The sequence below is a fragment of the Sulfuricurvum sp. genome (assembly GCF_028681615.1).
In the GTDB taxonomy this organism is placed as follows: Bacteria; Campylobacterota; Campylobacteria; order Campylobacterales; family Sulfurimonadaceae; genus Sulfuricurvum.
On sequence record NZ_JAQUHV010000009.1, the window covers coordinates 20,816 to 44,962 of the forward strand.

The following is a 24,147-nucleotide window of genomic DNA, read 5'->3' on the forward strand; positions in this document are numbered from 1 at the left end:
CTTATCCTTAGTTTTCAAATTCCACGCTTACCGTGTACCCACTCTCTCCCCATACATGGCGTACTTGCTGTACACTAAATTTTGACGGCCATCCGGGAGGGATATTAGATAGGTTTAGCAGTGATCCAGCGATGATATTTACTCCCTCATAGTCAAAACCTCCGCGTGCCATCCCTCTATTAGCCGCTTCGAGTTTGGCTTTGGCTTTTGTACGGGCATCACTTTCATCTTTAAACACCCCCTCGATATGCAGAGCAGGCTTTCCGCTTCCTACTGTTACCCGCTTGTTATGGTTCTCTTTGGTACTGTGCCACATAGCTGTGACTGACTTATAGAATGTTTTATCAAGCGTCTCAAACCAAAGCCCTTTTGTTGATTTAGCATCGATAACTGCATCCGGTAATTCGTCTTCTTGATCGCTCCATTTTTTCGGACGAAAGAGGATCGTATTATTTTTGATAGCGAATGTCGCTCCCAGCTCTCCAGCTAAACGGCGCATAAATGCAATATCAGACTCATGAGTTTGGCTCTTATAGCTATAGGTATGTTTTGGGAAGCTATTTTTGATGTTCAACCCGTTCCGTGCAGCAATCTTTTGTAAAATTTGATCGAGTGTGACGTTGTCGTAAGAGGTCGTAATTTTCTCTTTGATATCATTTCCGAAATCGATCGGTGTTGCTGTAACACTAACCTCCATCGTCTCGTATTCCAATCTGGATTTTAGAACGCTGAACGATCCGATATACCAAATATTATCCCGGTATCCAATCCATACTTTGAGTATATCTTTGAACGATGGTGGAGTAAATGATTCACCCTGAAATTTGATTGTAAACCCGTCTGCCGTATCATCTATATCATCGGAGTACTCGATACTAACTAAAGACGTCCGCAAACTTTCGGTCATATCCTTACCATTAACCATGATCTTAAAATCTGGAATCTTTACCATAGGTTGACTCCATTCTCCGGTTGTTCAGGTACCTCGATATCGGGAAGGTAGACTTTATCTCCAGTATCTAAGATTGGCTTTGACATTAAATGCACGTTGCTCATCAGCACCTCGTTCATGACGTCGAGCGTTTTATAGTACTGATAAATGATCTGATCGAGACGGTCCCCGGTAGTCGCAACAGTGTGCTTCATGATCTGACCCTTTTAAGATCGATATTAAAATCCACTTTAATCGATTTACCATCATCTAGGAAAACGGATCGATCTTCGCTGATCTTCGTTATCTTGAAATCTCCGAGGATATCTCCATACCCCATAACAAATGGGACTGCTTGCTTCTTATCAGCTATCGCTTCGAGGGCAGAGAGAGGTTTGAGACCACTTTTAAGTGTGATCAAATTTCCGCTGATATTGATCTCTTCGACATCTTTACCGATGCTTTGAGACCCTTCATAATTCTGAGCTTTCGGGATATCTGCAAAGCCATAGCTTACCGTTCTACTCAATCGATTAAAATCTTTATCGGATATACTAAAGGCAAAATCTCCAATCATCGCCATCGTTTTCATGAATAGCTCCGGTCGTTTTTATCATTGGCTGATTTTCTTTGAAGTTTGTCGACTTCAACTGCCAACTTTTTAATATCTTGATCAGATCTAATAACCGCATTTGGGAGGGATATATTTGTGTTAAATGTATTACTCTGAGCTGTTTGTTTAGCAGTGACCATTCTTGCTTCAGTGACACGTGGATTACGCACGGCAACACGTACAGGTACATGTGATGGAGTAGGTTTAACCCCCATCACTGTAGATGCAAAATGATCCATTTTTTTAGGAAGCATCGAGCTGTCATTGTTGGCAAAAAATCCGGCAACTGAACCTACTTTATCCATCATCCATGTGAACTTTTCGCCGATCCATCCGAAGAACTCGACGAACGGTTTTTTAATATTGTCTACTATCATACTGAACACAGACGATATTGCCCCCCAATTATTGATAATAATCCCAAGCGGAGTCCAAGCAAATAGCGTTTTTATAATTCCAAATCCAATCGAAGCAACTGTTTTTATTCCATTAAAAATACTGTCAAAATATGGAGAAATAACTCCCCAATTTGATATGATGATCCCGATTGGTGTCCAGCTAAAAAGGTTTTTAATGACTGTCCATGCTATGGAGAAATGAGACTTAATACCACCCCACATTCCACTAAAAAAACTTTTAATTGGAGTCCAGTTCGATATGATCAAATAAGCAGCTCCTGCGATCAGCGCTACCCCTCCGATTACCCACCCGAACGTCACCATAGATGTAATCCCTAAAAATGAGAGGGCTGTGGCTACTGCTCCGATTGCAATTCCAAGTGTTCCGAGTACTCCGGTCACTACCGTAAACCCTACGATAGCTACTCCGACAAATTTAGCTACGCCCGGATACTCTTTTGCAAATGATGCCAATGATGAAGTTGCGTTATTGAACCACTCAGTCATACCTTTGAGCTCAGGAGCTAAACTCTCTCCGATCAGTGCCATAAGATTGCTTGCAGTTCCGGTAAATGCTTCCCACATATTCCCAAGCGTTTGAGATGAGTTTTTAACACGTGCATTGAGATCGGCTTGCTCGGCGAGTTTTTTGTTGAATGCTGCTAATCCTTTTGTTCCATTATTGATCAGAACATTGACCATTCCGGATGCTTCGCCTTTTCCGAATATCGATTCGACGATACCGAGACGAGACGAGTCGCTTTTGATCGCTTTGAGTTTCTCCAGCTCACTCATCATATTTGCGGTGCCTTTAAAGTTCCCTCCGGTATCGGTGAAGTTCAGTTTGATTCCAATCGCATCGAGATTTTTATTGCCTTTATATGAAACGGCATCTTTGATGACATTTCCGAGATTGGTACCGACTGTTTCACCTGAAAATCCTGCTTTGATCAACATCCCTACCAATGGCTCTACATCTCGTGCGGCTTTGAGCCCCATAAGACCAAGCCCCTTCATAGTCGCCCCGATTTTTGAAAACGCAAAACTCATCTCTCCGACTTGCACACCCATGTGAGAGAGTCGCTGAATATCATCGATGAAAGGTAGAAGCTCATCATCCGCAATTCCAAGAGCCTCTTTAAACTTTGCCGTTTCAGTCGCTGCTTCTTCATAAGGGATCTTTAATACGACACCTAGATAAGCGGCAGATTTGAGAGCACCTTCTACGATACTTTTTTCTTCGACTCCAAGTGATTTGAGCTGAGAAGCCATTTTATAGAAGTCGGCAGTCGTTCCTGGAAGAGCATCACCGAGCTTCACTGCCTCATCATTGATTGACTTAAAAAACGGGCTGATGCTTCCATCACTCTTCATGAGCGTGTTTTCGAGTTGCGTCCGCGCATCTTCTAAATCAACAAAAGACTTTATAATATCATCAGTAGTTCCCCGTGTATATACAGAAGCACCTTTGAGACCGGTACCGATTCCGGATGTAGCGATTCCGAACTCTTTGGTACCTTTTGTAATGTTAGACAGAGAGCTTTTGAAAGATGAGAATACAGGACTGAACTGATCTCTTGCTGTTAGCAAAATACCAAGTGTTAACGTTTTATCCATCTTGTCTCCTTCCCATATCTTTAGCTTCGTCCATAAAACATAACAAAAGCTCTAAATCCATATCTGCCATATCGCTATAGCTAAAATGGAGCCAATGCCCCACGATTGCCATAGCACTGATACAGTCTTCTCGACTGATTACAAAAAACTATTGCGCTCTTTTGTTAAATTCATAAAATCATCTGCATCGAGGTCTTCTACTTCATCGATAGTCATCATGCAAAGATTTGCAATGAGTACAGCCTCTTGTTTAGCCGGGTTATTACTTGCTTCTGATGCAGTAATTAGGTCTCTTGCCTTTGGACGACGCATAGTTACCTCTTTGTCATCATGCAGTTTGATTTTTTTCTCTTGGATACGTACATTTTTCATTTATTCCTCTTTTTTATTGAATGTGATTTCGAAGTTCGGTATAGAGATCTACACCGTCGATGATACAGATCATATTGTCGACATCGATGTCGATCTTTTTGACCCCATTGATCTCAAGCGAGTATGCAGTAACTGCAATGTCCAATGTCATCTCTACCTCTTTAGAGCGGTCCGGTATCGGAGTGTCCAATACCTCAACACGACCTTTTAGCATGATCAATACAGGAAGTATTGAGACTCCCTGTGTCATTGAGCCTTTACAGACAAAAGTCGGAGCTGTGCCGAACTGTTTAGACGTAGCAGTGAATGCTTCAGCGTTGTACTCATTTAGAGTGATCTTCGCACTTAGAGCTTTGATCAGAGCAATTACATCTTTCTGAGCCATAGCTCCGTCGCGTTCACCAGTCTGAAACTCGATTTTAGGAGTCTCCAGTTTTTTGCTAACTCCGAGGTTACCGATCCCATCTACCAAGATATTAAAATCTCTCCAATATTGACGTTCTTTTATTCCCATCTTCTACTCCTTACCCGTTGATGATCGTGAGTAATACATCTGCATAATCGTCTACATAGACGAGCTCGATGTTCAGCTCTTTGATTGTCGGAATGTTTTGGAAACGAACCGTCAAATAAAATTTACCGGTACTCACTGTTGCTTTTGTATTCTTCGTACTATCGAAATAGACCTCGAACCCTAAACCAACACCGTTTCCGATTAGTTCACGCATAAACTCTTCGATGGACTGTTTAACGGATAGAAGTTCATCGGCTTGACGATCACGTGCCCACTTCGACGCACTCATCATTGCACGTAGCATTCGGTAGAATGTTCGAACACGCTCTAGTGATTGCCAAATAGGATCGATATCGGTAGTTTCAAATCCGTATGATCTCCATCCTACATCGCGTAAGATTGATGCGATACCGGCATTACGAAGACGTCGAGCTTCACTATCTTGACCATCGGCATAATCAATGAGACGATCTGTAGAACTGATACCTTTTACAATACGGTTAGATGCAGATTCAGCCCATCCAAATGGATTTGATGCATCCATAGCAGCGATCAGACCTGCGTATGCGGCAGACCCGGTAGTTACCATCCCGTTGATAGTAATAGATTCCGGACCGATGAGTAAAACAAAACGGCTGCCGAAGTTAGCGGCATAAGCGAGTGCATCCACTTCGTTCATCGCTGTTACATCGATGATAGCAGTACTCCATAGCCGTGTTGCCACCGCATCCATAGCAGTACCGATCGATAACGTCCCCGACCATTCTGGACAAACGATCAGGTCAGGGCGATATCCGGTAAATGCATACGCGGTGTTTAGCGCTGTAACGCCTGCGATCACATCCGCTTCGACTGCTGTATCCGCTAAAGCGTTGATGATAATAGGGCAGGTTACGCCCTGAGCATCGATAGAAGCCAATGCTTCTCGAATCGTTCCGGTTGTAGCTGCAGCAAAAGCGGTGATAGCCAGTTCCACATTCCCGAAAAACTGTAACCCAAGTGTCCCCGCATCCGTTGTTCCGACGATGGCGATAGGTGTGGTCGATATGACCGTAACCGGACGCGCAGCATCAGCACTGATGTCTCCATTAATTCCGAATAACATTTGTTACCTCCTTAGATTTTGATAACATCCATGATGCAGTAAATTTTAATTCCTCAGCCTCTTTATAAAAGCTGTTTTCACAATGTTTTTGATCTCTAAACAAGAAGTTGATGAACTGCATAAAATAGGTGGCATATCTATTTCCTTCTCGATGCAGGTAATATGTCCAGCTTGAGACTTTCCAATCCTCTTGAGAGTAAAGTATGCTTCCACCGGCTTGATCAAAACCGCAGGCAATCACACTAAAATACTCTTTGATACTCTCCATCCGATATACTTTACGTATCGTATTGAGTGTGATAATTATCGGTGCAAAAGTAGCGACTACAATTATGGCGATCAGCATGAGAGCGAATGACTTCATGATAGAATCTCCATAGCACGTCCTGAAGCTATCAGATTGATATGTTCAAGATAGGCCAATGCATCCTTCACTGACTGAAGGTTTCGATCTACATAAGTGAGACGCAGATCATTGATCAGTTCAAAGAAATCCTGTACTACCGCATCAGTACTGGTTTTGATCGCAATGCGTTCTTCCGAGGAGAAAAGCATTTTAAATTCGATAGGTGAGAGAAGTGGAACTTTATTGACCACTACTGTATCGATGACTGCGTCGATAACTGGATTCACCCATACTCCATCGATCAGTTCGGCCCCAACAACCGCACTATCCGGTACGTCAGTATTGTAATTTATAGCGATATCCGGGTGGAACAGATCAACGGGGTCCCCATTTGCGATATCTCTTATTTTTCCGTTTTCAATCCATGCTTTTTTCATTGTTTGCTCCTTACCATTCAATGATAACTAGACCTTGGCCTGCCATTGAACTAGAGCTTGCACCTGCTCCGGCACCGGCTCCTATCCCTCCGTTACCGCCGGAGCTTGATGCCGAGCCTCCACCACCGCCACCGGTTCCTCCTGCGCCGGCAGCAGTACTTGATGATCCGCCGCCACCACCGCCAATCCCACCGTTATTAATGCCATGTCCTGCACCGCCTCCACCGGTGAACCCGTCAAATGGAAATCTGATAATTGCATTGATATCATTTAAAGTACCGGCTGCAGCAGATGATATACCTTTAATATCAGGGGCTGGAATTGTGTTTATCGGAAATCCGAACGGGCTTCCTCCACCTGAATCCGATGTTGTAAATGCACTAACAGAGCCTAAAACACCGCCCCCTCCGGAACAGGCTAAAGCATAGCTTGACCCTCCGTTACCGAGCTGTGAACCTGCACCGCCTCCGCCAGTGTTATTTGCATTGCCTGAGTTGCCTCCATTTGCTCTGAAGTCACCTCCAATACCAACTCCGCCCATTGCACCTATACCTGATGCTCCTGCACCTCCTCCCGTAGCGGAAATTAAAGACCCGAACGATGATGTCCCTCCTGGAGTAGCAGGGGTAGCAGTTATTCCGGTTATTCCTCTTGCACCTACAGTGACAGGAAATGTATCCGCTGGATTGACTGTAAAGATACCGTGAGCATACCCTCCGCCACCGCCTCCGGCTCCGCCAGAATATGCCCCTCCGCCACCACCCACAACACGGACTCTAATCGATGTGATACCGGATGGCACAATAAATGTCCCATTTACGCTGAAAACTGTCCAAAGCCCATGTCCAAATTCACCCATATACCCAGCAGGAACTACTTTTGTACCTGCGATTGTTGGTGTATTGAAAATATTTTGTGGGGAAAATTCACCCGATATACTTCTACCCATTACACAACCTCCTCAAACCCGTGAATTCTCACGCTAATACCAGTTGATGATGCATAACATACGATTTTCTCATTCTCTCCGCATACGATTCCGCTGCGCTCTAAAACACCGTTTGCCGGGATTGGCGCATCATATTCGACATATTCTGCATTTGTAGGAACATCGGTAGAAGCTATCGCCATGCGAACCTTCACCTGTACTGATGATCGGTTTACAAATCCGGCGTTTATAGTCGATACTTTTCCGACGGGTACTGTATAAACTTTCGTGTTTGTTGTTGCCGCTAAATCGGCGTTACCAAGTCTTCCACTCGCCATTAAATGCCTCCGATAAAATAAGATTTAGGATTGATATTATGTTTGTGATCTATAAGAGCATATATGGCATCTGCATCGCTCTGAGTCAAATACTGTGGATGCGGATCAACTTTATTTTCATGATCAAGAATAGATTGATTCACATAGGAAATTGTTGCGGTTACAACTGACGCATCTATTTGTATCGTCACATTTGCTGCGTTTCCGACGGATAAGATCATCTTCACATATAGATCACGCCCGGCACTCTCGATCGGTGTCGGTTTATAGATCTCGGGGTACGAAGCTACCGCAAAGAGCGTTCCGTCGGTTAGGATGACACCGACTTCACGCACCGTAAACCCTCCTATATCAGGAGGAATCGTGCTCTCGATCACTACCCATTCAGGATGAACTGCATCGGTCGAAATGCCATTGATCGCGCGGTGATGTACCTCATGCGTCAGTGCGGTTTGCGCCGGATCAGGGACGATGATCGATCCATTCCCATCACCATAAGCGATATGAGTGATCGTGACAGGCGTTCCACCTGATTGAGCAGCGGCAAGTGCTGCCAAACCTGCATTAGTGATTACTGTTGAATAACTCATACTGCCTCCGGATATAGGGTTGTCGTCTCAGAACTGATCACCACCATCGCCATGTAAGGCGTGTTTTCTGATCGCGAAACTGAAGCCCCCACCGATGTCAGGTGTGATCGCACCGGCTTAACCGGAAACACCACCTGTTCAACCAAACTAAGATCACGCATGTCGTATCCGACATCGGGGACATCGACGACTATTTTGAACGTATGGACGTCCATCCCCGTCGTTTGATGCCATTCGGTAATCGTCGGTGTCAGCCCGATAGAATTGACCGCAAGATTGACCGCCCAGCGTGTCCCTTTGTGCCGCTTGATATCAATAGATGAGGCTATAAGGCGGCGCTTATCTGCTTCACTGAGCGCATCACTCCAAAAATCGACGCTGTAAAAGTTCGCCAATACCGGCAAAAATCGAGCATCACAGCGAGACGGGTCGAGCAGTGGAGCCATCCATAAACTCTGGAATAATCGATCATGCACCTCTTGGGATACGAGATCAAGGTTATGCTCCTCTTGGGTATAGGGTGGTGGGATTAAATCAGCCAATAGACACCTCCACTAAAGATGAGATTGCAACCTCTGACGCACTAACGGTAACATTCGCTGTCGGAGCGATCAGCTGCACGTCTATTACCCCATCGACGGACAGTGCCGAAATGATCATCGATAGCGTGACGCTATGTCCGATTCGAATACTGTTTAGTCGTTCCCTCAAACGGGACTCTGCAGCTGATAATGTCGATGGAGCATCAGCAAGCGGATCGAGAATCAAGACTGCATTAACATTGAAATTTACGACTGTTGCGGCAGCTACAAAAACCGAATCGGTAAGCGGTCGTACACGATCAGCACTTAGTGTATCTTCAACACGGGTAATCATTGCTGCATCGACACCAACAATACTATGCAGTAAGACATCTACATATCCGGGAACTGCACTCGATACAGATACATCATCGATTCGCTCATCGGCACGGATTGCCCATGCTTTATAGCTGTTAATACTACCCGCTGTTGTCTGATCTTCAAACGCAAGGGCAATTCGTTCTCTTAGTTCAGAATCACTCTCTGGATTGCTTCCATTTGAAAATGCAGTAGTCTGTTCTACCGAACTCAAATATGCTTTAGGAACCATCGTTGCTGAAATCAGCGCATCACTGGAAGCGGAATAGATTTGTAGTTCTGCTGTTCCGGAAACTTCGAGTGATCCAGTAGGAATTGTTACAGTACCCAGCAGAATCGATGTGCTTCCATCATTATTTATCATCTCAAGCCCGGATTCAAGTACATAGTCATATCCTAAAACTGTATTGATCGTGAATTTGACCGTGGCGGTAGGTTTTGATCCTGGTAAACGTGTAATCCAAAAAAACGCCGCAATGAAATCTAGGTTTTCAGCCGTAGCAGATTGCCAAAAGCTACCGGCAATCTGAGCATTAAAGTGAGTCCGTAAAAGCAGTTCACGATAAGCGAATGCTTCAAGTACCGGCATGATCGTGTCGGATTCATTGGGGACATATTCAGGAACGATACCCTGATAGATCGTGACCATATTTTCTTTGATAGTTTCAAAGGTTTTGATCTCGCACATCGGAGGAATAATCATTATGCTACCCCCGTTATCGTGTCACCGTTGGACAGAGTAATAGTAAATCCGAACTTACCGTTGACTGCATCGAGTGATGTCAGTTCCGCTTTGCTAACTTTGACATCTTCCCACTTCTCAATCGCCTCTTTAGAGTACTTTGCAAACAAAAGTCGAGTCTCTTGATTAAATTGGCGATCACGCAGTTTGTAGAGCTCCGATCCATACGTCGGCATACCGACCCGCTCGCCGAGCCGTGTTGTCAAAATACGGGTAATGCGTTGTGCTCGGTTCATGGACGTACTCCCGTATCTGATGGTCCGGAAGTAACACCTGTATGAACATGGTCTGACAATGACCCTTTTTCATCGGTGATGGTTCCGCTCACATTCAGGTTTCCATTTATGGTTACGTTTCCGGTGATGGCAGTATTTGCCGTCACAGTGATTCCGGATGGAGCAGTAATATCAATCGATCCACTGGCATCGATAGTGAGCACTTTGGCTGTCACATCATAGGTGATTATGGTTCCGTCTGAGAACTCGACAATAGAAGTGTGATCGTTGGCAGATGTCGGCTCTTTGAGGTCTTTATTGAAGATAGATCCAAGTACTATACCGCTATCTCCTTCACCGAACGGGGAGAGTACAATTACCTGCTCACCGACTTTTGGAGGTATCCATACACGGATATGAGAGTTTGAAACCATTTTATACGGAATCCAATCCGTAACCCGCTCAAAGATTTGAACACGCACAAGTGCTTTACCATCCGGATCGATATTTACGATAGTTCCAAGTTGGATTAAATTATCAGTGCTTGGCATGCTCGCTTCTTTTAATCAGATGGTTTTTTATAATTTCAGGATCAGCCACTTCAAGAACTATCGCCTCAAGGAGATCGATCTGCTTTTGTTGAGCAGTGATGATGATTTTTAGCTCTCCAATTTGGATTTGTTGATTTTTGATTGTTATGTAAGCAGCTCTTAGAAGAGGAATGATAACTACGGCTAACACCAATTGTATGAGTGGCAACCATCTATTCAACTCTTCCATTCAGCCATCCTTTTTTTATGTCAGCCGAATGATGCCGGAAGCGCGTTCCGGTTTTCTATTCAACTCCTTGTTTCATCTTCTTGTTTCATGGGGGTGAGTGGCAGGGTGGGAGAGTAGGGCGATACTATACGGCTGACAATTCGAAATTTGCAAGAATCGACAATATTAAAATAAGGAGTCCATGTGATCGCAGTATTTCAAAACGCTCTTATCGAATATTTGAAAACTGCCGGTTTCAATACCAAAGACTATTTTGGAGAGTTTGCCCGTCCGAGTGAAGCCAAACTGCTCAAAACATTCTTACCGGGAATCATGGTCGATTTTGTCGATTCAAAACCTGATGGACTCCAGAGAGAAAACGTGACTTTTTCTTTATATATCGTTCACGCTACCTACTCAAAACAAGAGAACCTACGAACACAAACCGACCTCACCTTATTGGACTATATTTGGTCAATTCGAAAATTGATCATCCGAAAATCGATAGGCGGATCCGACCCGATAGAGATCACCCGGATTAAGAAGATATACGACGATGCAAAAGACTCCGCATATTTGACCGTCTATCAGATGGTAATCACTGCAACACTCAATGATCCAACCCCACTCGACGAGGAAATAGAATGAAAAACAAAATGCTTATGATCGCCCTTAGTACTGCAGGAGCTACAGCCAATACGGATTATTTCGTACTCAAAGCTTCTATTGATATCACAAAGACTGCACCGTGGCAAAAAATCGGAGTAAGCGGTAAATGGAACGGACATTCAGGTGGCACGTTCGAGATGAATCAAAATATCTTTGAACAGATGGTTTCCAATTATGAGCGCGGTGGTATCGATATCGTATGCGACTATGAACATCAAACATTATGGGGTGATATTGCTCCTGCTTCCGGGTGGATTTTAAAAGAACCAATCTCACTTAAAGCAGAGAACGGAGAGCTATTCGCATTGATCAAATGGACGGATAAAGCAAAAGAGATGATCGCTAATGGTGAGTACCGTTACCTCTCCCCGGTGTTTGCACCCAACACGCTATCACAAACGGATGCAAGCAACATCGGGTGGACACTCCATTCGGTCGCGCTTACCAATAAACCGTTCCTCGAAGAGCTCGGAGAGGTACGACTTAACAAACTCACACAGACCAACCACACAAAGGAGGAAGGAACAATGACAAAAGAAGAAGAGGCGGTGCTCACAGCTGAAAATGAAAAGCTTAAAGCTGAAAACGAAGCGCTAAAAACTGAAAACGAAAAACATGCAGATGCTCAGGCGGAAGCAAAAGTAGAGGCGGCAATCGCAGCCAAAAAACTGCACCCGGATCAAAAAGAATCGGCGTTAAAAATGTGTAAAGCAGATCCGGCAGGATTTGATACGTTTATGAGTACTGCCAAACCGATGATCCAAGTACCTGGTGATGATATGTTCGATAATAAAAACAACAATGGCGGAGCAGCTAAAGGTGAGCTATCACCTGAAGAAATTAAAGCCGCTACGGGAGATAATCAATGATTTATACACGTCCACCGATCGTCGATGAAGTCATCGTCAAAAAAGAACGCGTTATTTATGCAACGGTAAATGTACCGCTTATTGTTGTTGAAGGGGATGAATATTTCATCGGTAAAGTTCTATCTTCTACAGATGGAGGTCAGACTTTTGATGCTATCCCTGAAGCATGGGTAGCCGGGTCATACGATAGCACTCAGGTTGTATCGCATAACAATCATACGTTTACATCACTTATTGATTTCAATGATGTCGAACCGGGAACCGATCCGCTCAAATGGGAAGATAACGGTGTATGGGATGCTAACGGTATCCTGATTGAAAACATCGATGTCACTGGTATGGCATCCGTTATGATCACAGGTGTTGCAGTAGAGAACAAACTACTCGGCTACGATTCGGCAATGCGTCATACATTGTTCAAAAACAAAATCACAATGCAATAAGGATAAACAATGACAGCAGCAGAAGCAGCAGCACGTTGGAATGTTAAAAATACAACAAAAACATTGTCTCAGATGAAAGTGACGAGTACACCGATCTTTGATAAGTACTTCAGAAATAAAGCTCATGGGATTTTAGGTAGTACAACTACTATCAAAATTATGAAAGGTTCAGGGATGATCCTTCAGTCGGTAGCTCCGGATGCAGAGCACTTGATCCATGAACGCCCGACTCTATTTGAAATTGCGGTCAAGCTTCCGCGTTTTGCACTTGAAAATAATATCAGCGCATCTACGCTCAATGAGATTTCAAGCTTGGATGATCCATCCCAGCCGATTCAACTTGCTTCAGAAGTTGGAACTATCCAAAAAGAGCATCGCCTTAGCTTCGATACTACGATTGAATATATGTCTACCGGAGCACTCTTCGGTAAAGTAATGGATGGTACAGGTAAAACACTCTTCGAGTTTGCTTCAACCCGTCCTCAGGTCGAGTTTAAAACCGGTAAAAAGTTACTTGATTCAATCACTGAAATTGATGATGCTATGGTTGAAGAGTTGGGAATGAATCCGGGCTATGTCATTAAATGTGGGCGCGGATTTTATAACCATGTCATGGCGTTAGCGGAAGCAGAAGATCTATTTACCAAAAAACTCGCCTCTATCGTTACAGAGGGTGAGACGATCTTCCTAGTTGTTCACGGTCGACGTTTTGAAGCATACACAGTGAAATATCAAAATACTCAAGGGCAACTTGTAACTTATGTAGGTACCAATGAGATGGCAGCTATTCCAAACAGTGATACGTTCACCGATTGTATCTATGGTCGTGCAGATCATACGGCAGCAGTTAAAAGCCCTCCGACCCTTTTCTTTGGATCTACCGAAGAACTTCCAAAAGGTCGAGGCGTATCAGTATTAAGCGAAACAAAACCGCTCCCGGTATGTCTCAATCCAAACGCAGTCATTCGCGGCAAAAAACTCTAATCGCTTTCCCCTTTTGGGGATAAGCATGTAAATAGCCCTAAAAACGTTTTAAGTCTTAATCCGCGTCATTTATCGCCGAAAAGGTTTAAAACGTTTCTACGCGATTTTAAACACCTATTAAACACTACTATGAGAGGGTCACATGATTACTATCGCAGACTTAAAAAAAGAACTCAGTACTACAGAGCTGACCCAACTAAGTGACCTCAATGGAACCGGCACTGTCGATACTACAGTAGTAGATGAAGCCATTAACGATGCGATAGCCTTTATCTCTTCATTTCTCGTCATTCCCTCAAATCCAACACCATTCCTAAAAACCATCGCCGTCGATCTCGCCATCTACGAACTCAGAAAGCTTCACGACCTCCACGATCCGAAAGATCGCAAAGAGATCGAATCAGCTCTGACGAAAATGGGCAAAGGGACGATCCCGACAACGATGAGCGAACCGCAAAAGCCTAAAGGCCATAGCAGTGCATTCCGTCATGGTGTCAAACCAGTTGATTTTGGAGGGTTTCGCTGATGGCATCAAAAGCTCAAAAGATCGAGATCGCTCGTGCTCTTTACATCTCAGGACGTAATGAAGATGAAATCGCAACAATTATGGATTCATCAAAACGGACTATCCAAAACTATAAATCCGAAGACTCTGCAGCAGGGTATGATTGGGACGTACTCAGAGCTGAGAAGCATATCTCTGCAGACTCTCCACGCCGTGGGTATCTTTACAGCGATTTTGTAGGGTATATGCATGAAACACTAAAAGAGGTGCGCGAGTCTACTATCACCTCTTCGGAGAAAGCGGACATGATCGTCAGGCTCTCCGATGCATTCTCGAAGATGAAGGGGATCATCCGGCACGAAGATCCGATCGCATTTAAACATGGTATTATCCAGCACGTTATCGTGACGATAGGAGAGGCGATCAAAGCACGAGGCGATACTGCCATGCTCGAGCTTTTTATCCAAGTGATTGACGAGATCGGAGAGCGCATCGATGTCGCCATATAATTCGAATGATCTGCGAGCACTTTTATCTGAAGCAAAAGAGTCATTCTTAGCCGACGGTGCGGATGAAAAAACCGCAAAACGGCTGACACGTAAAGAGTTTATAAAGTGGCTTGATGGCTATACAAGCGAGTTAAAAGAGACGATCCGATCCAATGCCACACTTCCGGCAGATCAGCGAGACGAGCGAAGAGAACGTCAACGCCATGACTTCCATTTTTTCCGAACTACCTATCTTCCTCACTACTATTCGCTTCCGGGTAAGTCAGATCTTCAAGAACATCTTGAAGGTGTATATCGCCGAATAGCAGACCGATGTTCTATCAGTAATGCCGCTGCATCGGCTATGGGTGAGAAGTTCGCCATTGCCGCACCGCGCGGTCACGGTAAATCGACTGATGTATCGGTAGCCTTCGTGATATGGTGTATCATCAATGATCTAAAGCATTTCATTACGATATTCTCCGATGCGATAGAGCTGACTGAAACACTCATCGAAGCGATCAAGGCCGAACTCTCTGAGAATGATAACCTCAAAGCTGACTTTCCTCATGCCACTGGTCTTGGTAAAGTATGGAAGATCGGCGATATCGTCACACGAAACGGTATCAGGGTCAAAGGCTTTGGGTCGGGTAAGCGTGTCCGTGGTATCAAGCATGGCGTTTATCGTGTAGACCTAGCACTCATCGATGACCTCGAAAATGATGAGAACGTCCGAAGCCGTGATCAGCGAGATAAACTCGAATCATGGATAGATGAGGCAGTTGTAAACCTCGGAAGCGTCGATGCTAACATGGATATCATCTACATCGGAACTATCCTACACCGAGACTCGGTTCTATCGCGTAAGCTAAAGCTCGGCTTTTGGAACCCTAAAATATTTCGTGCGATTATTACCTTCCCGGATCGTCTTGATCTATGGGAGCGGTACGCACAAATCTACAAATCACGCGGTACTGAAGAGGCACACGATTTCTACATGAGTCAAAAGCCGGAGATGGATGCGGGTGCTCGTGTCTTATGGCCGGATGCCGTTCCGATTGAAACCCTGATGCGTAAACGCTCTGAAGCTCCGAGATCGTTTGCCAAAGAACTCCAAAACAACCCAAGCTTAGATACTCAAAACTTTAAACGCGAAACAATGCACTTTTGGCGTTCTCACCCACCTCTCCGGCAACTTACTATTTATGGATGGTGTGACCCGGCAGGAAGTGGAAAAAAATCGGACTTCACGAACATGACTATTTTCGGAGTTGATGATAAAGCCCTCAAAGGGTACGTCCTCGAATCGATCAATGAGGTGATCGGATCAATAGAGATCATTAAGCGGGTAGTAACTTTGCAAGATCGATACGGGTGCAAGGTCTTTGGAGTAGAGACCAACGGAGGGCAATTCCATCTCAAGCCTTTTATTTTGAGAGAGGCATACGAGCGTGGTGTACACATGCCGCTCAAAGGTATTCATAACAGCGACAACAAAGATTCCCGTATCGAAGAGCTGGAACTTCCTATTGAAAACGGAGAGATCTTACTTCACGAAGATCAGATTATTCTGATTGAGCAGCTTGAAGATCACCCCGAAGGTAAAAACGATGATGCTCCCGATGGATTATCAGGAGTCTATCGCCTCAGTAAGCTTGCTAAAAAACAGCATGTATCTGCACCGCGCAGTAACCGCCGATCCATCCGACCTCGAAATTCCCATAGGAGATGATCATGAAACGTCTATTTAAAAACCTTTTTGCTTCAAAACAATCTACGCCTGAGAAAAGCAATCCACGTAAATCGGCAGCGGCTCCGGCAGTTGATATTCTTGTCAGCATTATGGATAATCTTCCGATACGTCATGAATGGTTAAGCCGTGAAGAACTCGATCGCATTGCACGGGACGCCACCGTAATCTCATCGATTGGGAGCCGTAAAGCAGCTACTCTAAAAAAAGAGCTCATATTCTCCAGTGATAATGAGGATATGGCCAATAATCTCTATAGTGTATTTCATCCCGGAACGCTCCGTAAAGTTCTCGATGCTCCGTTTCAGGGTGCTGCTATTTTCGAGATCAATTGGAGTGAAAAGAACTCGGTGTTGGTACCTAAGCTCATAGAGCGCGATTACACACAGTTTATGATTAAGAACGAAACACTTTACTATGCACCCTATGGATCACCCGAAGAAATCCCGCAATACAAAGCGGTCTATGCTCTCTATGAAGACAAATATCACCGTCCGATGGGGACACCGCTTGCCGAGTCACTGTTTTGGTATGTGAAGTTTAAAAATGCTTCATTGCAGTTTTGGGTCAAGTTCCTCGAAAAATACGGTGTACCGTGGGCGATAGGTAAAACAGACGGTGACAAAGATATCTTAGCTGATGAACTCTATGCCATGCTCTCTGGAGATGCTGCCGTCATTGAGTCCGATGAAGAGATCGATATCAAGACCGCCGATAAAACGGGTGACTTTGATAAGATCACTGCCTATCTTGATGATCAGATCCGTGAAGCAATACTCGGAGGCAATCTAACAGGGAACGTCAAAGGAGGAAGCTATGCTGCCGCCGAGACGCACAACGATATACGTGAAGATATCGCAATGGCAGATGAGAATATGACGATCTCTTTGATTGAACGGGTAATCGAAGCGTTTATCACGATCAATAATCTCAGTATTTCTATCGAAGTAACGCTCAAAGATAAAGACGATCCGAACCTTTCATTGGCGGAGCGGGACGAGCGGATCACAAAAATGGGATATCGACCGACGCAAGAGTACATCGAGAAGACCTACAACATCACCGTTGAAGCCATCGAACCCTCTAAAATCGCTAACCATGCTCTCATGAAAAAGCTTTACGCGCTGAGTGCTACTAAGCCGATCACGACGACCGATGAGCTAAGTGACAGCGTCGATGTTCACAAGATAGCACTCTCATTTCAAACTCAAATCGTGGATATTATCGATCAGGCTAACAGTTTCGAAGAGGCTATCGATCTTTTACATGCAGCCTATCCGGGCATGGATATCACAGAGTTGCAAGATACGATGGATATGGCATTGCAAAGCTCATACATTCTCGGCACTGCTGAAGTAGAGCGTGAGAGCGAAGAGGAGTAATAATGCCTCCTCTCCCTAAACCGTCGTTTGCTTTTGGTCTCAAACCAGCTGCAGCGATAGAGTACCTCCGATCCAAAGGCTTTAAGCTCACATTTGATTATCAGGAGATGCAGCGCGAAGCTCACCATAAAGCGTTCACCGTTGCCAAAGTAACCCGCCTCGATCTACTCAGCGATATCCACTCATCAATTACCGATGCTATGGAAAAGGGAACCCGCTTCGAGGATTGGAAAAAACAGATTATTCCAACGCTGGAGGCGAAAGGATGGTGGGGTAAAAAAGAGATCGTTAACCCATCTACCGGAGAGGTAAAAGAGGTTATGATCGGTGGACGTCGCCTCAAAACGATCTTTAAAACTAACACGATGGTTGCCCGTGCTACTGCGCGATATGATCAGCAGATGGCGAGCGATCTTCCCTATATGCAATATGTTGGTGGACTATCTGAGCATCCGCGTATGAGCCACATGGCAAAAAATGGGATTGTGCTTCTTAAAAGTGATCCATGGTGGCAATATAACTATCCACCGAATGCATGGCTATGTCATTGTGAGGTCAGAACATGGAGCGAAGCACAGATTAAACGACGTGGTTGGAGTGTTTCCACTGCTGCTCATGAGAACATTGCCTCTCCAGATTGGTCATACAATCCGGGAGCGGGTAACCGTGTCGGAAAGCTCTCGAAGATCAATCTCGATCAAAGCCTCGATAAACTCCCAACGATACTCCCGAAACGAGAATACAAAGAGCTGAGTGATGCTGCTCTCAAGCAAAAGTTTTATGATGATCTAAGTATCAAGCCCGGAGATACATATATCGATAAGGTCGGTGATCCTACCGTAATCGATGATAGTCTGTTTCACTCATTCAGCGGACACTCGAAGATCACCAAGAAAGACCGACACCTCTTTATCGATGAGTTTGCTACCACTATTGATGATCCGGACGAGATTTATTTGGAATGGGATGATAAGGCAAAACGCCTCGTTAAAAAGATGATGCGGTACTTTACGGATGACAAAGGTAAGAAAAAAGCGCTCATGGCAGTGTTTGAATATCAGAGCGATAAAACTCAGGGAGTCAGTTTATATTTGATTGATAGTCCATCGACAGTGGAGAAAAAGAGGGGAGAGAAGTTGATCTATCGAAAAGAAGGCACTCGTTAACCGCATCTTTACACGATGGAGTGCTCATTGCTCATTCCATGCGGCACGTCTTTTCGACTGTAATTATAATTATACCATAAAGGGGAGACTATGTCGGAGATGATTTCGATTGAGATCACAGGGGATGATAAGATAAATCATGCGCTTGCAGAGTTGCTTCATAAAGTACAAAATCTTGAGAATCCGTTCAATTCGGTAGGTTCCTATCTCACAAACATCATAGAAGAGAGCTTCGACAGTGAGACATCTCCAGACGGACATGCATGGCATCCCCTTGCCGATTCGACAAAGGCATACAAAGAAAAGCATGGTGAGAACAAGATTCTGCAAAGTAAGGACCGAAATACGCGAGAGAGTACAGGGTACAGTGCAGATAGCGATAGCATGATCGTAGGGGTCAATGCGTATAGTAAAGATCGCTATCCCTATCCGATAGTACATCAGTTTGGAACCGAAGACGGAAAGGTTCCGGCACGACCGTTTATGCCGATTACGCATGATGGGGAGCTATATGACAATGTTAAGGTTGAGGTGTTGGATATATTATTGGGGTATTTAGGAGAATAGTTGAGGGGTGCGTACTTCGCCGATGATCTCATAGATACGGCTAAGACTGAGATTATATTTCATTTTTAGAGCTTTAGGGGAGAGCTTATTTTCAGTGTAGTCTTTGATGATTTCATTGTTACGTCCGTTGAGCTGCCACGATGGGACATAGATTGGCATTCCGCCGTAATCTCGCATAAGTTCTTCATCGCTCGCTCCATCCTCACGGATACGGCGGGTAAACTCTTTGAAAATGTCTAAATTCGTTACGGTATCTTTTAAATCCATTGCAAACCCCTCGCAGATGATGTATAATTCGGTTCTCACGCCTGAATTACATGCGTCTCTCACACGAGGGGCGTTTCTATCACTTCATTTTTTCCAGTGCTAAAATCACCTTTTGAGCTTCGTTAAACTCCATTTGGTTCGGTGTCTCATACTCTTTTTTAATGATCCGCTTGCAAAACGACAGCAGTGCGGCATCGCTCTTATCCCGTGCTTTAGCTTCCCACAACTGCATCATCTTCCACACCTGTGCCGGAGAGGATTGTTTCGGGGTAAACGTCGGTAGAGTATCGCTATTCATATTCAGATAATCGACCAGTATGATCAGCTCTGACACACTCAACGCAACCGATGAGTCTTTGCCGAAAGCTCCCTTGATCATCTCGACGTATTCCTCTCTCTCATTGCGATAATAGTTCTGATACCGTATTGAGGTATGCACCTGCTTGACGAGTGACGCGTGGGCATTCTTTTGTCTTTGGGTCATTTTTATTCCTTATTTGGTGATGTTTTACCACTTAGACCACTTAACCACTAACCACACAAATACCACTAACTAAATGGCTATTTATGGGGTTTTGTAGGTGGTTGTGGTTATGTGGTTCGTGTGGTAGACTATAGGAGAAAGTAGAGTTTTAACTTGCCTTTGCCGTCTTTTACTTCCCAAAAGCGACCTGTATATTTAGCGAGATTGGTTCGAGCGAGTTTGTCGTCTTTGGCTTTTCCGATCTCGGCGAGGAGTTGGCTTTGACCGATACCGTCAGGATTCTTTTTGATCACCTCTTTGATCGAGTCGATGAATGATTGCTCTTCAGGTCGGATCATCGCTTGATCATAAGCAACAATGCTGAGGTCATAGGTCTTCTTATCGAGATAGAACGCTGAGTTCTCGACATGGAACCGTCCCGCTTCGACATCGAGCAAGAAGAGATCGTTATCTACAGTGCCGTTACATTGACGCATAAAGTACACATTGTCAGCCGCCGACTTAAAGACTCCGGCTCCCTGATAGTTCTTCTCGTTTTTGTTCGTATGATGCAGCAGTATGACAGTCGCTCCGGCATTGCGTAATCGCTTCATCGCGTTCATAAAGCTTTTAGCCATCGCTTCATTATGTACGTCTCGAACGAAGTCGGTGATCGAGTCGAAGAAGAAGATGTAATCCCGATAAGCATCACCAATCGCACCCTCAACGAGAAGCTTTAAAACCTCATGCGAAGTCATAGCGGCAGTTTCAGGGTGAACGTAGTCGAGCCGTTCAAATAACTCCTCGATGATCTTCGAAGCTCCACGCTCTTTCAGAGCAGAGAGCGGATTATCAAAGTCAAAGTACTGAATGATTTTGTCAGTGTTTTCATAAAGGTACTTTGCTAATCCGAGACTGTATCGACTCTTACCCTGCTTAGGCGGGGCAAAGTAGATCGTAATCGCTTGCTCGACCAAGAAGTTATCGATGATATAGTTAACTTCGTGATTAAAATGTTCGGACTTAAGTCCTTGACCGCGAAATGGATTCATTTTTTTACCTTTTGAATTTAAAATGCAAGTTGATTCAATCGCCCCCAGCTCACTGGAGGCTGTTAAATCCACGTCATCGTTGACTCATAGCACATATCAATTGTTCTTTTCCATGTTGTCTATACATGCATACGATTACTGTTTTCTTATTTTCATCGAGCGTAGCGGATACCAATACCTTTTTTCCGTTATACTCTTTGAGTCTAGGATGTTTTTGTTTAGCTCCGAAATACTGGACTCCACTTCCGGATACTGTACGCTCTTCAAATTCACTCATCGATCTTCTCCTTATTCTCTTCCCTATCTAACCGTTCATACTCAGCCATAAGCAATGATGCCGCTATGACAATTTGCTTTTTACGGTCATGTTTATGTTTCTTAAAAAAAGTAGGATTCCAAGGGAAGAGAGAACGAATTGGGAAGATAGTGCTATTGGCTACTTTGAATATAGGGCATGAAGCGGCATAACAAGCTGCTGCATTTGCAAGTTCACCATTGATGTATTTATCATCATCTTCAGGCTTATAGCCTTCAATATTGATATGTCTTTGCCGCTCTTGATGTACATTTTCTAAAAAATTATCCATTCATGCTCCTTTTATCTTCGCCTCGATCTCAGCTCTCATCTTCCGAAGTGCTTCGATATTAGCATTGGATATCATCTGCTCTTGGCGCATGACACATCCTGACTCATACCGTTTCTGACGAACGATCGCATCGACACGTTCAAAGGTACTCATGCCCCGATCCCCAGTAGCTCATCAAGCGACGGTTCGACCGTTTCAACATTGCTTCTCTCATACTCTCGCCCACGCTCATAGGCATCAGTTGCAAGTCGTTTGAGATAAGCTAGCGTTACGCATACGGTTGGATGTTTCTCAATGATCTCAGCATCTGTGACGATGATCTCTGCTTTCGGTTCCTGATCCGGAGTACTTGCAGACTCATTAGAACCTAACAATGTATCTTTGAGCTTCCGTTTAAATTCAGATCCGTTCATATGACTTGCATTTGTAGTTTCTGCTTTTGCTTTAGCCTCACATTCAATACAGGTGCTTTTCCGTTTGATACCTCGACCCGGAAACTTTTTAAATGCTTCGATCGGCTTACTTTCATTACACGTATCGCAGCGTTGAGAGGTTGCAGACATGATCATATCTCCGACCTCTTCAGGAAGTGTCTTCGGTGTCGAATCAGTTTGTTCCGGTTCATCACTTACTTTTGCTGAGAACAGTTTACGAATCGATGTCGAAAGATCATTTGGTTTCATAATACGCGGGTTATGTTGTTTCCCATCAGGGGTGATTAGATAGCATAGGGCACTGATCTCACAACCGGCATTTTCAAGTGCCGTTTTCGATGGAGTTTCTTCAATCAGTTCATTGGCCAAGCAACCGCGTAAAAATCCTTGATAATAGTTGTCCGGAATCCAGATTGTTTCACTTTTTGACATTGACCGCCTCCTCGATAGTATCCATAGTTTTCAATTCAATGACACAGATTTCATTCTCCCAAGCATCATAGATGCGATAGCAGCACTTCTCCGTTTCTACATCAACTTCCATATCACAGAACACATCGCTTCCGCTATGAGGCTCAAGTGCTTCATGGTGATACTCAACCTCTTCAAAAGTTACCGATCCATTTTTAACCCGACGGATGATCGGGGCATAAGATGGTGCTTTGCTCATGATTGGACTCCTTTTTCAATCTTTGCTCTAACCGGTACCGATGCGAGATCAAGTACGATAGTATTCAGCTCTCCGGAGATGTCTCCGTCTTTTCGCTCTTTAAAACGGATGTAGCTTTTCGTTCCGGCGATCTCAGTCGCATCATCGATCATTGCCATCGCTTCGAGCCACTTAGGATGCTCAATTTTGTATGACTTGAGCGATATGATCTGCTTCGCGTCTACCTTACCGTTTCGCACTTCGAAGGCTCTCATGATCAGCGTTTGAATCTCAGCATCTGCAAACTCTGTTTTCTCGGTGAGATACTCATCGATCTTTTCTTTTGCAAGAGTGAGCTTTTGATCAAACGTGATCAGCTTTGCTACTTGGATTTGAACCTCTGCCGTACCATCAAACGCTTTGAGGGTTACCGACCCGACTTCAGACCCTGAGAGTCGATCCATGCCGTACTCTTGGCGAAGCAGGTCTACAAATGAATAACAATCACCGAATGATTTAGTTTTGAAATCAACCATCCGTTCATGTTCTTGTTTCGCTTCCTCAACCAGTTTGATTACCAGCTCATCTTCGAGCTTTTTATCAACCGATACCAGATCAGGATGAACCCAACCGCCTTGCTTATTGCGCCAGTGGCCTTGTTCGTTTTTTGTTGCCATAACTTTCTCCCAATATACATATCCATACCGCGTAGCTACTGCGACCTTGATAGGTTTTTTTATTCTAAGTCCCATTGGAACCGCCTCATATTTATTGGAGTCCTCCATCAGACCGCCCGTCGGCGATCTTGAGAAACACTCTTCACTCAGGTTTAATATCTTTCATCTGATATGGATTGATTACACCTCCTATTTCGATATCTACTAACGTTTCACCGTTGAGCTTACGAAAACGGATGACTTTTCCTCTGAATCCGTCTGCCAATACAAAGTCACCTTCTTTGATCTCTTTTTCTTTTTCATCCATGTTTAGATACCTCCATAACAATCCCGACTATTAATGCAGCACCTAACATAACGAGGATAAATTTTTCTGCTGATAAGTCTGATA

At 44.3% G+C, this 24,147-nt stretch carries 37 protein-coding genes; 10 read left to right on the forward strand and 27 right to left on the reverse strand.

From position 1 onward, the window contains the following. Positions 1-7 precede the first annotated feature (7 nt). The 17 genes from PHE37_RS09230 to PHE37_RS09310 all read right to left on the reverse strand — a co-directional run bounded on the left by PHE37_RS09230 (position 8) and on the right by PHE37_RS09310 (position 10,825). Entirely contained in the window at positions 8-907 is a 900-nt protein-coding gene (locus PHE37_RS09230) for a contractile injection system protein, VgrG/Pvc8 family (RefSeq protein ID WP_299993230.1), read from the reverse strand. A 38-nt stretch (positions 908-945) separates the two neighbouring features. Next, positions 946-1,146: a tail protein X gene (locus PHE37_RS09235; protein WP_299993232.1), complete on the reverse strand. Its 201-nt coding sequence runs from the start codon at positions 1,144-1,146 to the stop codon at positions 946-948. After that, positions 1,143-1,523: a phage tail protein gene (locus PHE37_RS09240; RefSeq protein ID WP_299993234.1), complete on the reverse strand. Its 381-nt coding sequence runs from the start codon at positions 1,521-1,523 to the stop codon at positions 1,143-1,145. The genes PHE37_RS09235 and PHE37_RS09240 overlap by 4 nt, the downstream gene beginning before the upstream one ends. After that, positions 1,520-3,559, reverse strand: a complete 2,040-nt coding sequence (locus tag PHE37_RS09245) for a phage tail tape measure protein (RefSeq protein WP_299993235.1) — start codon at positions 3,557-3,559, stop codon at positions 1,520-1,522. The genes PHE37_RS09240 and PHE37_RS09245 overlap by 4 nt, the downstream gene beginning before the upstream one ends. Positions 3,560-3,697: 138 nt before the next feature. Further along, a complete protein-coding gene (locus tag PHE37_RS09250; RefSeq protein WP_299993236.1) occupies positions 3,698-3,931 on the reverse strand; it encodes a phage tail assembly protein in 234 nt (77 codons plus the stop codon). Between the two features lie 13 nt (positions 3,932-3,944). Further along, positions 3,945-4,445, reverse strand: coding sequence for a phage major tail tube protein (locus PHE37_RS09255; RefSeq protein ID WP_299993237.1), 501 nt, complete (start codon positions 4,443-4,445; stop codon positions 3,945-3,947). Positions 4,446-4,455: 10 nt separating this feature from the next. After that, complete coding sequence (locus PHE37_RS09260) at positions 4,456-5,550, reverse strand: hypothetical protein (RefSeq protein WP_299993239.1); 1,095 nt, start codon at positions 5,548-5,550, stop codon at positions 4,456-4,458. Continuing rightward, positions 5,534-5,914, reverse strand: a complete 381-nt coding sequence (locus PHE37_RS09265) for a hypothetical protein (RefSeq protein ID WP_299993240.1) — start codon at positions 5,912-5,914, stop codon at positions 5,534-5,536. Before PHE37_RS09265 ends, PHE37_RS09260 begins: the two co-directional genes overlap by 17 nt. Then, positions 5,911-6,333 carry a hypothetical protein gene (locus tag PHE37_RS09270; protein ID WP_299993241.1) on the reverse strand — a complete coding sequence of 141 codons (423 nt, stop codon included), beginning with the start codon at positions 6,331-6,333 and terminating at the stop codon, positions 5,911-5,913. The genes PHE37_RS09265 and PHE37_RS09270 overlap by 4 nt, the downstream gene beginning before the upstream one ends. Positions 6,334-6,343: 10 nt before the next feature. Then, positions 6,344-7,282, reverse strand: coding sequence for a hypothetical protein (locus PHE37_RS09275; protein WP_299993243.1), 939 nt, complete (start codon positions 7,280-7,282; stop codon positions 6,344-6,346). Further along, on the reverse strand, positions 7,282-7,599 hold the full coding sequence (locus PHE37_RS09280; protein WP_299993244.1) for a hypothetical protein: 318 nt from the start codon (positions 7,597-7,599) through the stop codon (positions 7,282-7,284). The genes PHE37_RS09275 and PHE37_RS09280 overlap by 1 nt, the downstream gene beginning before the upstream one ends. Next, positions 7,599-8,189: a phage tail protein gene (locus PHE37_RS09285; protein ID WP_299993246.1), complete on the reverse strand. Its 591-nt coding sequence runs from the start codon at positions 8,187-8,189 to the stop codon at positions 7,599-7,601. The genes PHE37_RS09280 and PHE37_RS09285 overlap by 1 nt, the downstream gene beginning before the upstream one ends. Beyond that, a complete protein-coding gene (locus PHE37_RS09290) occupies positions 8,186-8,731 on the reverse strand; it encodes a phage tail protein I (protein ID WP_299993248.1) in 546 nt (181 codons plus the stop codon). The genes PHE37_RS09285 and PHE37_RS09290 overlap by 4 nt, the downstream gene beginning before the upstream one ends. After that, positions 8,724-9,791: a baseplate J/gp47 family protein gene (locus tag PHE37_RS09295; RefSeq protein ID WP_299993250.1), complete on the reverse strand. Its 1,068-nt coding sequence runs from the start codon at positions 9,789-9,791 to the stop codon at positions 8,724-8,726. Before PHE37_RS09295 ends, PHE37_RS09290 begins: the two co-directional genes overlap by 8 nt. After that, entirely contained in the window at positions 9,791-10,066 is a 276-nt protein-coding gene (locus tag PHE37_RS09300; protein ID WP_299993251.1) for a GPW/gp25 family protein, read from the reverse strand. The genes PHE37_RS09295 and PHE37_RS09300 overlap by 1 nt, the downstream gene beginning before the upstream one ends. Then, entirely contained in the window at positions 10,063-10,596 is a 534-nt protein-coding gene (locus tag PHE37_RS09305) for a phage baseplate assembly protein V (protein WP_299993253.1), read from the reverse strand. Before PHE37_RS09305 ends, PHE37_RS09300 begins: the two co-directional genes overlap by 4 nt. Next, positions 10,583-10,825, reverse strand: a complete 243-nt coding sequence (locus PHE37_RS09310) for a hypothetical protein (RefSeq protein WP_299993254.1) — start codon at positions 10,823-10,825, stop codon at positions 10,583-10,585. Before PHE37_RS09310 ends, PHE37_RS09305 begins: the two co-directional genes overlap by 14 nt. Before the next feature lie 183 nt (positions 10,826-11,008). Between PHE37_RS09310 and PHE37_RS09315 the strand changes: the two genes are divergently transcribed. The 10 genes from PHE37_RS09315 to PHE37_RS09360 all read left to right on the forward strand — a co-directional run bounded on the left by PHE37_RS09315 (position 11,009) and on the right by PHE37_RS09360 (position 19,627). Next, entirely contained in the window at positions 11,009-11,452 is a 444-nt protein-coding gene (locus tag PHE37_RS09315; protein ID WP_299993256.1) for a hypothetical protein, read from the forward strand. After that, positions 11,449-12,342 carry a phage protease gene (locus tag PHE37_RS09320; protein WP_299993258.1) on the forward strand — a complete coding sequence of 298 codons (894 nt, stop codon included), beginning with the start codon at positions 11,449-11,451 and terminating at the stop codon, positions 12,340-12,342. The genes PHE37_RS09315 and PHE37_RS09320 overlap by 4 nt, the downstream gene beginning before the upstream one ends. Next, entirely contained in the window at positions 12,339-12,785 is a 447-nt protein-coding gene (locus PHE37_RS09325; protein ID WP_299993259.1) for a hypothetical protein, read from the forward strand. The genes PHE37_RS09320 and PHE37_RS09325 overlap by 4 nt, the downstream gene beginning before the upstream one ends. 9 nt (positions 12,786-12,794) lie before the next feature. Beyond that, complete coding sequence (locus PHE37_RS09330; RefSeq protein WP_299993260.1) at positions 12,795-13,769, forward strand: major capsid protein; 975 nt, start codon at positions 12,795-12,797, stop codon at positions 13,767-13,769. Between the two features lie 142 nt (positions 13,770-13,911). Further along, positions 13,912-14,295 carry a phage protein Gp36 family protein gene (locus tag PHE37_RS09335; protein WP_299993261.1) on the forward strand — a complete coding sequence of 128 codons (384 nt, stop codon included), beginning with the start codon at positions 13,912-13,914 and terminating at the stop codon, positions 14,293-14,295. Then, the gene (locus PHE37_RS09340; protein WP_299993262.1) at positions 14,295-14,783 is read left to right on the forward strand and encodes a DUF1804 family protein; all 489 of its coding nucleotides are present in this window, start codon (positions 14,295-14,297) and stop codon (positions 14,781-14,783) included. The genes PHE37_RS09335 and PHE37_RS09340 overlap by 1 nt, the downstream gene beginning before the upstream one ends. Continuing rightward, the gene (gene terL, locus PHE37_RS09345) at positions 14,770-16,494 is read left to right on the forward strand and encodes a phage terminase large subunit (RefSeq protein ID WP_299993263.1); all 1,725 of its coding nucleotides are present in this window, start codon (positions 14,770-14,772) and stop codon (positions 16,492-16,494) included. Before PHE37_RS09340 ends, terL begins: the two co-directional genes overlap by 14 nt. Before the next feature lie 2 nt (positions 16,495-16,496). Further along, on the forward strand, positions 16,497-17,894 hold the full coding sequence (locus tag PHE37_RS09350) for a DUF935 family protein (RefSeq protein WP_299993264.1): 1,398 nt from the start codon (positions 16,497-16,499) through the stop codon (positions 17,892-17,894). 2 nt (positions 17,895-17,896) lie between these two features. Next, entirely contained in the window at positions 17,897-19,060 is a 1,164-nt protein-coding gene (locus PHE37_RS09355) for a PBECR2 nuclease fold domain-containing protein (protein ID WP_299993265.1), read from the forward strand. A gap of 90 nt (positions 19,061-19,150) precedes the next feature. Continuing rightward, positions 19,151-19,627 (forward strand): phage virion morphogenesis protein, encoded by a 477-nt coding sequence (locus PHE37_RS09360; RefSeq protein ID WP_299993266.1) that lies wholly within the window; start codon positions 19,151-19,153, stop codon positions 19,625-19,627. On the opposite strand, the gene PHE37_RS09365 is transcribed toward PHE37_RS09360, so the two are convergent. From PHE37_RS09365 to PHE37_RS09410, 10 genes are all read right to left on the reverse strand, one after another. Further along, positions 19,616-19,894, reverse strand: a complete 279-nt coding sequence (locus PHE37_RS09365) for a Mor transcription activator family protein (protein WP_300008458.1) — start codon at positions 19,892-19,894, stop codon at positions 19,616-19,618. The genes PHE37_RS09360 and PHE37_RS09365 overlap by 12 nt on opposite strands. A gap of 79 nt (positions 19,895-19,973) precedes the next feature. Beyond that, a complete protein-coding gene (locus PHE37_RS09370; RefSeq protein ID WP_299997693.1) occupies positions 19,974-20,378 on the reverse strand; it encodes a phage protein GemA/Gp16 family protein in 405 nt (134 codons plus the stop codon). 128 nt (positions 20,379-20,506) lie between these two features. Continuing rightward, positions 20,507-21,409 carry a hypothetical protein gene (locus PHE37_RS09375; RefSeq protein WP_300008460.1) on the reverse strand — a complete coding sequence of 301 codons (903 nt, stop codon included), beginning with the start codon at positions 21,407-21,409 and terminating at the stop codon, positions 20,507-20,509. A 73-nt stretch (positions 21,410-21,482) separates the two neighbouring features. Further along, positions 21,483-21,686: a hypothetical protein gene (locus PHE37_RS09380; protein ID WP_299997688.1), complete on the reverse strand. Its 204-nt coding sequence runs from the start codon at positions 21,684-21,686 to the stop codon at positions 21,483-21,485. Further along, on the reverse strand, positions 21,679-21,996 hold the full coding sequence (locus PHE37_RS09385; RefSeq protein WP_299997686.1) for a hypothetical protein: 318 nt from the start codon (positions 21,994-21,996) through the stop codon (positions 21,679-21,681). The genes PHE37_RS09380 and PHE37_RS09385 overlap by 8 nt, the downstream gene beginning before the upstream one ends. Continuing rightward, positions 21,997-22,149 carry a hypothetical protein gene (locus PHE37_RS09390; RefSeq protein ID WP_299997683.1) on the reverse strand — a complete coding sequence of 51 codons (153 nt, stop codon included), beginning with the start codon at positions 22,147-22,149 and terminating at the stop codon, positions 21,997-21,999. Beyond that, positions 22,146-22,862: a hypothetical protein gene (locus PHE37_RS09395; RefSeq protein ID WP_299997681.1), complete on the reverse strand. Its 717-nt coding sequence runs from the start codon at positions 22,860-22,862 to the stop codon at positions 22,146-22,148. Before PHE37_RS09395 ends, PHE37_RS09390 begins: the two co-directional genes overlap by 4 nt. Next, positions 22,849-23,100 carry a hypothetical protein gene (locus PHE37_RS09400; protein WP_299997678.1) on the reverse strand — a complete coding sequence of 84 codons (252 nt, stop codon included), beginning with the start codon at positions 23,098-23,100 and terminating at the stop codon, positions 22,849-22,851. The genes PHE37_RS09395 and PHE37_RS09400 overlap by 14 nt, the downstream gene beginning before the upstream one ends. After that, positions 23,097-23,756: a DUF3164 family protein gene (locus tag PHE37_RS09405; protein WP_299997675.1), complete on the reverse strand. Its 660-nt coding sequence runs from the start codon at positions 23,754-23,756 to the stop codon at positions 23,097-23,099. The genes PHE37_RS09400 and PHE37_RS09405 overlap by 4 nt, the downstream gene beginning before the upstream one ends. A gap of 142 nt (positions 23,757-23,898) precedes the next feature. Further along, complete coding sequence (locus tag PHE37_RS09410) at positions 23,899-24,063, reverse strand: hypothetical protein (RefSeq protein ID WP_299997672.1); 165 nt, start codon at positions 24,061-24,063, stop codon at positions 23,899-23,901. Between the last annotated feature and the right edge of the window lie 84 nt (positions 24,064-24,147).

Coding starts and splice junctions, on each gene's coding strand:
- PHE37_RS09230 (WP_299993230.1), bottom strand. CDS start 907: ATGACCGAAAGTTTGCGGACGTCTTTAGTTAGTATCGAGTACTCCGAT.
- PHE37_RS09235 (WP_299993232.1), bottom strand. CDS start 1,146: ATGAAGCACACTGTTGCGACTACCGGGGACCGTCTCGATCAGATCATT.
- PHE37_RS09240 (WP_299993234.1), bottom strand. CDS start 1,523: ATGAAAACGATGGCGATGATTGGAGATTTTGCCTTTAGTATATCCGAT.
- PHE37_RS09245 (WP_299993235.1), bottom strand. CDS start 3,559: ATGGATAAAACGTTAACACTTGGTATTTTGCTAACAGCAAGAGATCAG.
- PHE37_RS09250 (WP_299993236.1), bottom strand. CDS start 3,931: ATGAAAAATGTACGTATCCAAGAGAAAAAAATCAAACTGCATGATGAC.
- PHE37_RS09255 (WP_299993237.1), bottom strand. CDS start 4,445: ATGGGAATAAAAGAACGTCAATATTGGAGAGATTTTAATATCTTGGTA.
- PHE37_RS09260 (WP_299993239.1), bottom strand. CDS start 5,550: ATGTTATTCGGAATTAATGGAGACATCAGTGCTGATGCTGCGCGTCCG.
- PHE37_RS09265 (WP_299993240.1), bottom strand. CDS start 5,914: ATGAAGTCATTCGCTCTCATGCTGATCGCCATAATTGTAGTCGCTACT.
- PHE37_RS09270 (WP_299993241.1), bottom strand. CDS start 6,333: ATGAAAAAAGCATGGATTGAAAACGGAAAAATAAGAGATATCGCAAAT.
- PHE37_RS09275 (WP_299993243.1), bottom strand. CDS start 7,282: ATGGGTAGAAGTATATCGGGTGAATTTTCCCCACAAAATATTTTCAAT.
- PHE37_RS09280 (WP_299993244.1), bottom strand. CDS start 7,599: ATGGCGAGTGGAAGACTTGGTAACGCCGATTTAGCGGCAACAACAAAC.
- PHE37_RS09285 (WP_299993246.1), bottom strand. CDS start 8,189: ATGAGTTATTCAACAGTAATCACTAATGCAGGTTTGGCAGCACTTGCC.
- PHE37_RS09295 (WP_299993250.1), bottom strand. CDS start 9,791: ATGATTATTCCTCCGATGTGCGAGATCAAAACCTTTGAAACTATCAAA.
- PHE37_RS09300 (WP_299993251.1), bottom strand. CDS start 10,066: ATGAACCGAGCACAACGCATTACCCGTATTTTGACAACACGGCTCGGC.
- PHE37_RS09305 (WP_299993253.1), bottom strand. CDS start 10,596: ATGCCAAGCACTGATAATTTAATCCAACTTGGAACTATCGTAAATATC.
- PHE37_RS09310 (WP_299993254.1), bottom strand. CDS start 10,825: ATGGAAGAGTTGAATAGATGGTTGCCACTCATACAATTGGTGTTAGCC.
- PHE37_RS09320 (WP_299993258.1), top strand. CDS start 11,449: ATGAAAAACAAAATGCTTATGATCGCCCTTAGTACTGCAGGAGCTACA.
- PHE37_RS09325 (WP_299993259.1), top strand. CDS start 12,339: ATGATTTATACACGTCCACCGATCGTCGATGAAGTCATCGTCAAAAAA.
- PHE37_RS09330 (WP_299993260.1), top strand. CDS start 12,795: ATGACAGCAGCAGAAGCAGCAGCACGTTGGAATGTTAAAAATACAACA.
- PHE37_RS09335 (WP_299993261.1), top strand. CDS start 13,912: ATGATTACTATCGCAGACTTAAAAAAAGAACTCAGTACTACAGAGCTG.
- PHE37_RS09340 (WP_299993262.1), top strand. CDS start 14,295: ATGGCATCAAAAGCTCAAAAGATCGAGATCGCTCGTGCTCTTTACATC.
- terL (WP_299993263.1), top strand. CDS start 14,770: ATGTCGCCATATAATTCGAATGATCTGCGAGCACTTTTATCTGAAGCA.
- PHE37_RS09350 (WP_299993264.1), top strand. CDS start 16,497: ATGAAACGTCTATTTAAAAACCTTTTTGCTTCAAAACAATCTACGCCT.
- PHE37_RS09355 (WP_299993265.1), top strand. CDS start 17,897: ATGCCTCCTCTCCCTAAACCGTCGTTTGCTTTTGGTCTCAAACCAGCT.
- PHE37_RS09360 (WP_299993266.1), top strand. CDS start 19,151: ATGTCGGAGATGATTTCGATTGAGATCACAGGGGATGATAAGATAAAT.
- PHE37_RS09365 (WP_300008458.1), bottom strand. CDS start 19,894: ATGGATTTAAAAGATACCGTAACGAATTTAGACATTTTCAAAGAGTTT.
- PHE37_RS09370 (WP_299997693.1), bottom strand. CDS start 20,378: ATGACCCAAAGACAAAAGAATGCCCACGCGTCACTCGTCAAGCAGGTG.
- PHE37_RS09375 (WP_300008460.1), bottom strand. CDS start 21,409: ATGAATCCATTTCGCGGTCAAGGACTTAAGTCCGAACATTTTAATCAC.
- PHE37_RS09380 (WP_299997688.1), bottom strand. CDS start 21,686: ATGAGTGAATTTGAAGAGCGTACAGTATCCGGAAGTGGAGTCCAGTAT.
- PHE37_RS09385 (WP_299997686.1), bottom strand. CDS start 21,996: ATGGATAATTTTTTAGAAAATGTACATCAAGAGCGGCAAAGACATATC.
- PHE37_RS09390 (WP_299997683.1), bottom strand. CDS start 22,149: ATGAGTACCTTTGAACGTGTCGATGCGATCGTTCGTCAGAAACGGTAT.
- PHE37_RS09395 (WP_299997681.1), bottom strand. CDS start 22,862: ATGTCAAAAAGTGAAACAATCTGGATTCCGGACAACTATTATCAAGGA.
- PHE37_RS09400 (WP_299997678.1), bottom strand. CDS start 23,100: ATGAGCAAAGCACCATCTTATGCCCCGATCATCCGTCGGGTTAAAAAT.
- PHE37_RS09405 (WP_299997675.1), bottom strand. CDS start 23,756: ATGGCAACAAAAAACGAACAAGGCCACTGGCGCAATAAGCAAGGCGGT.
- PHE37_RS09410 (WP_299997672.1), bottom strand. CDS start 24,063: ATGGATGAAAAAGAAAAAGAGATCAAAGAAGGTGACTTTGTATTGGCA.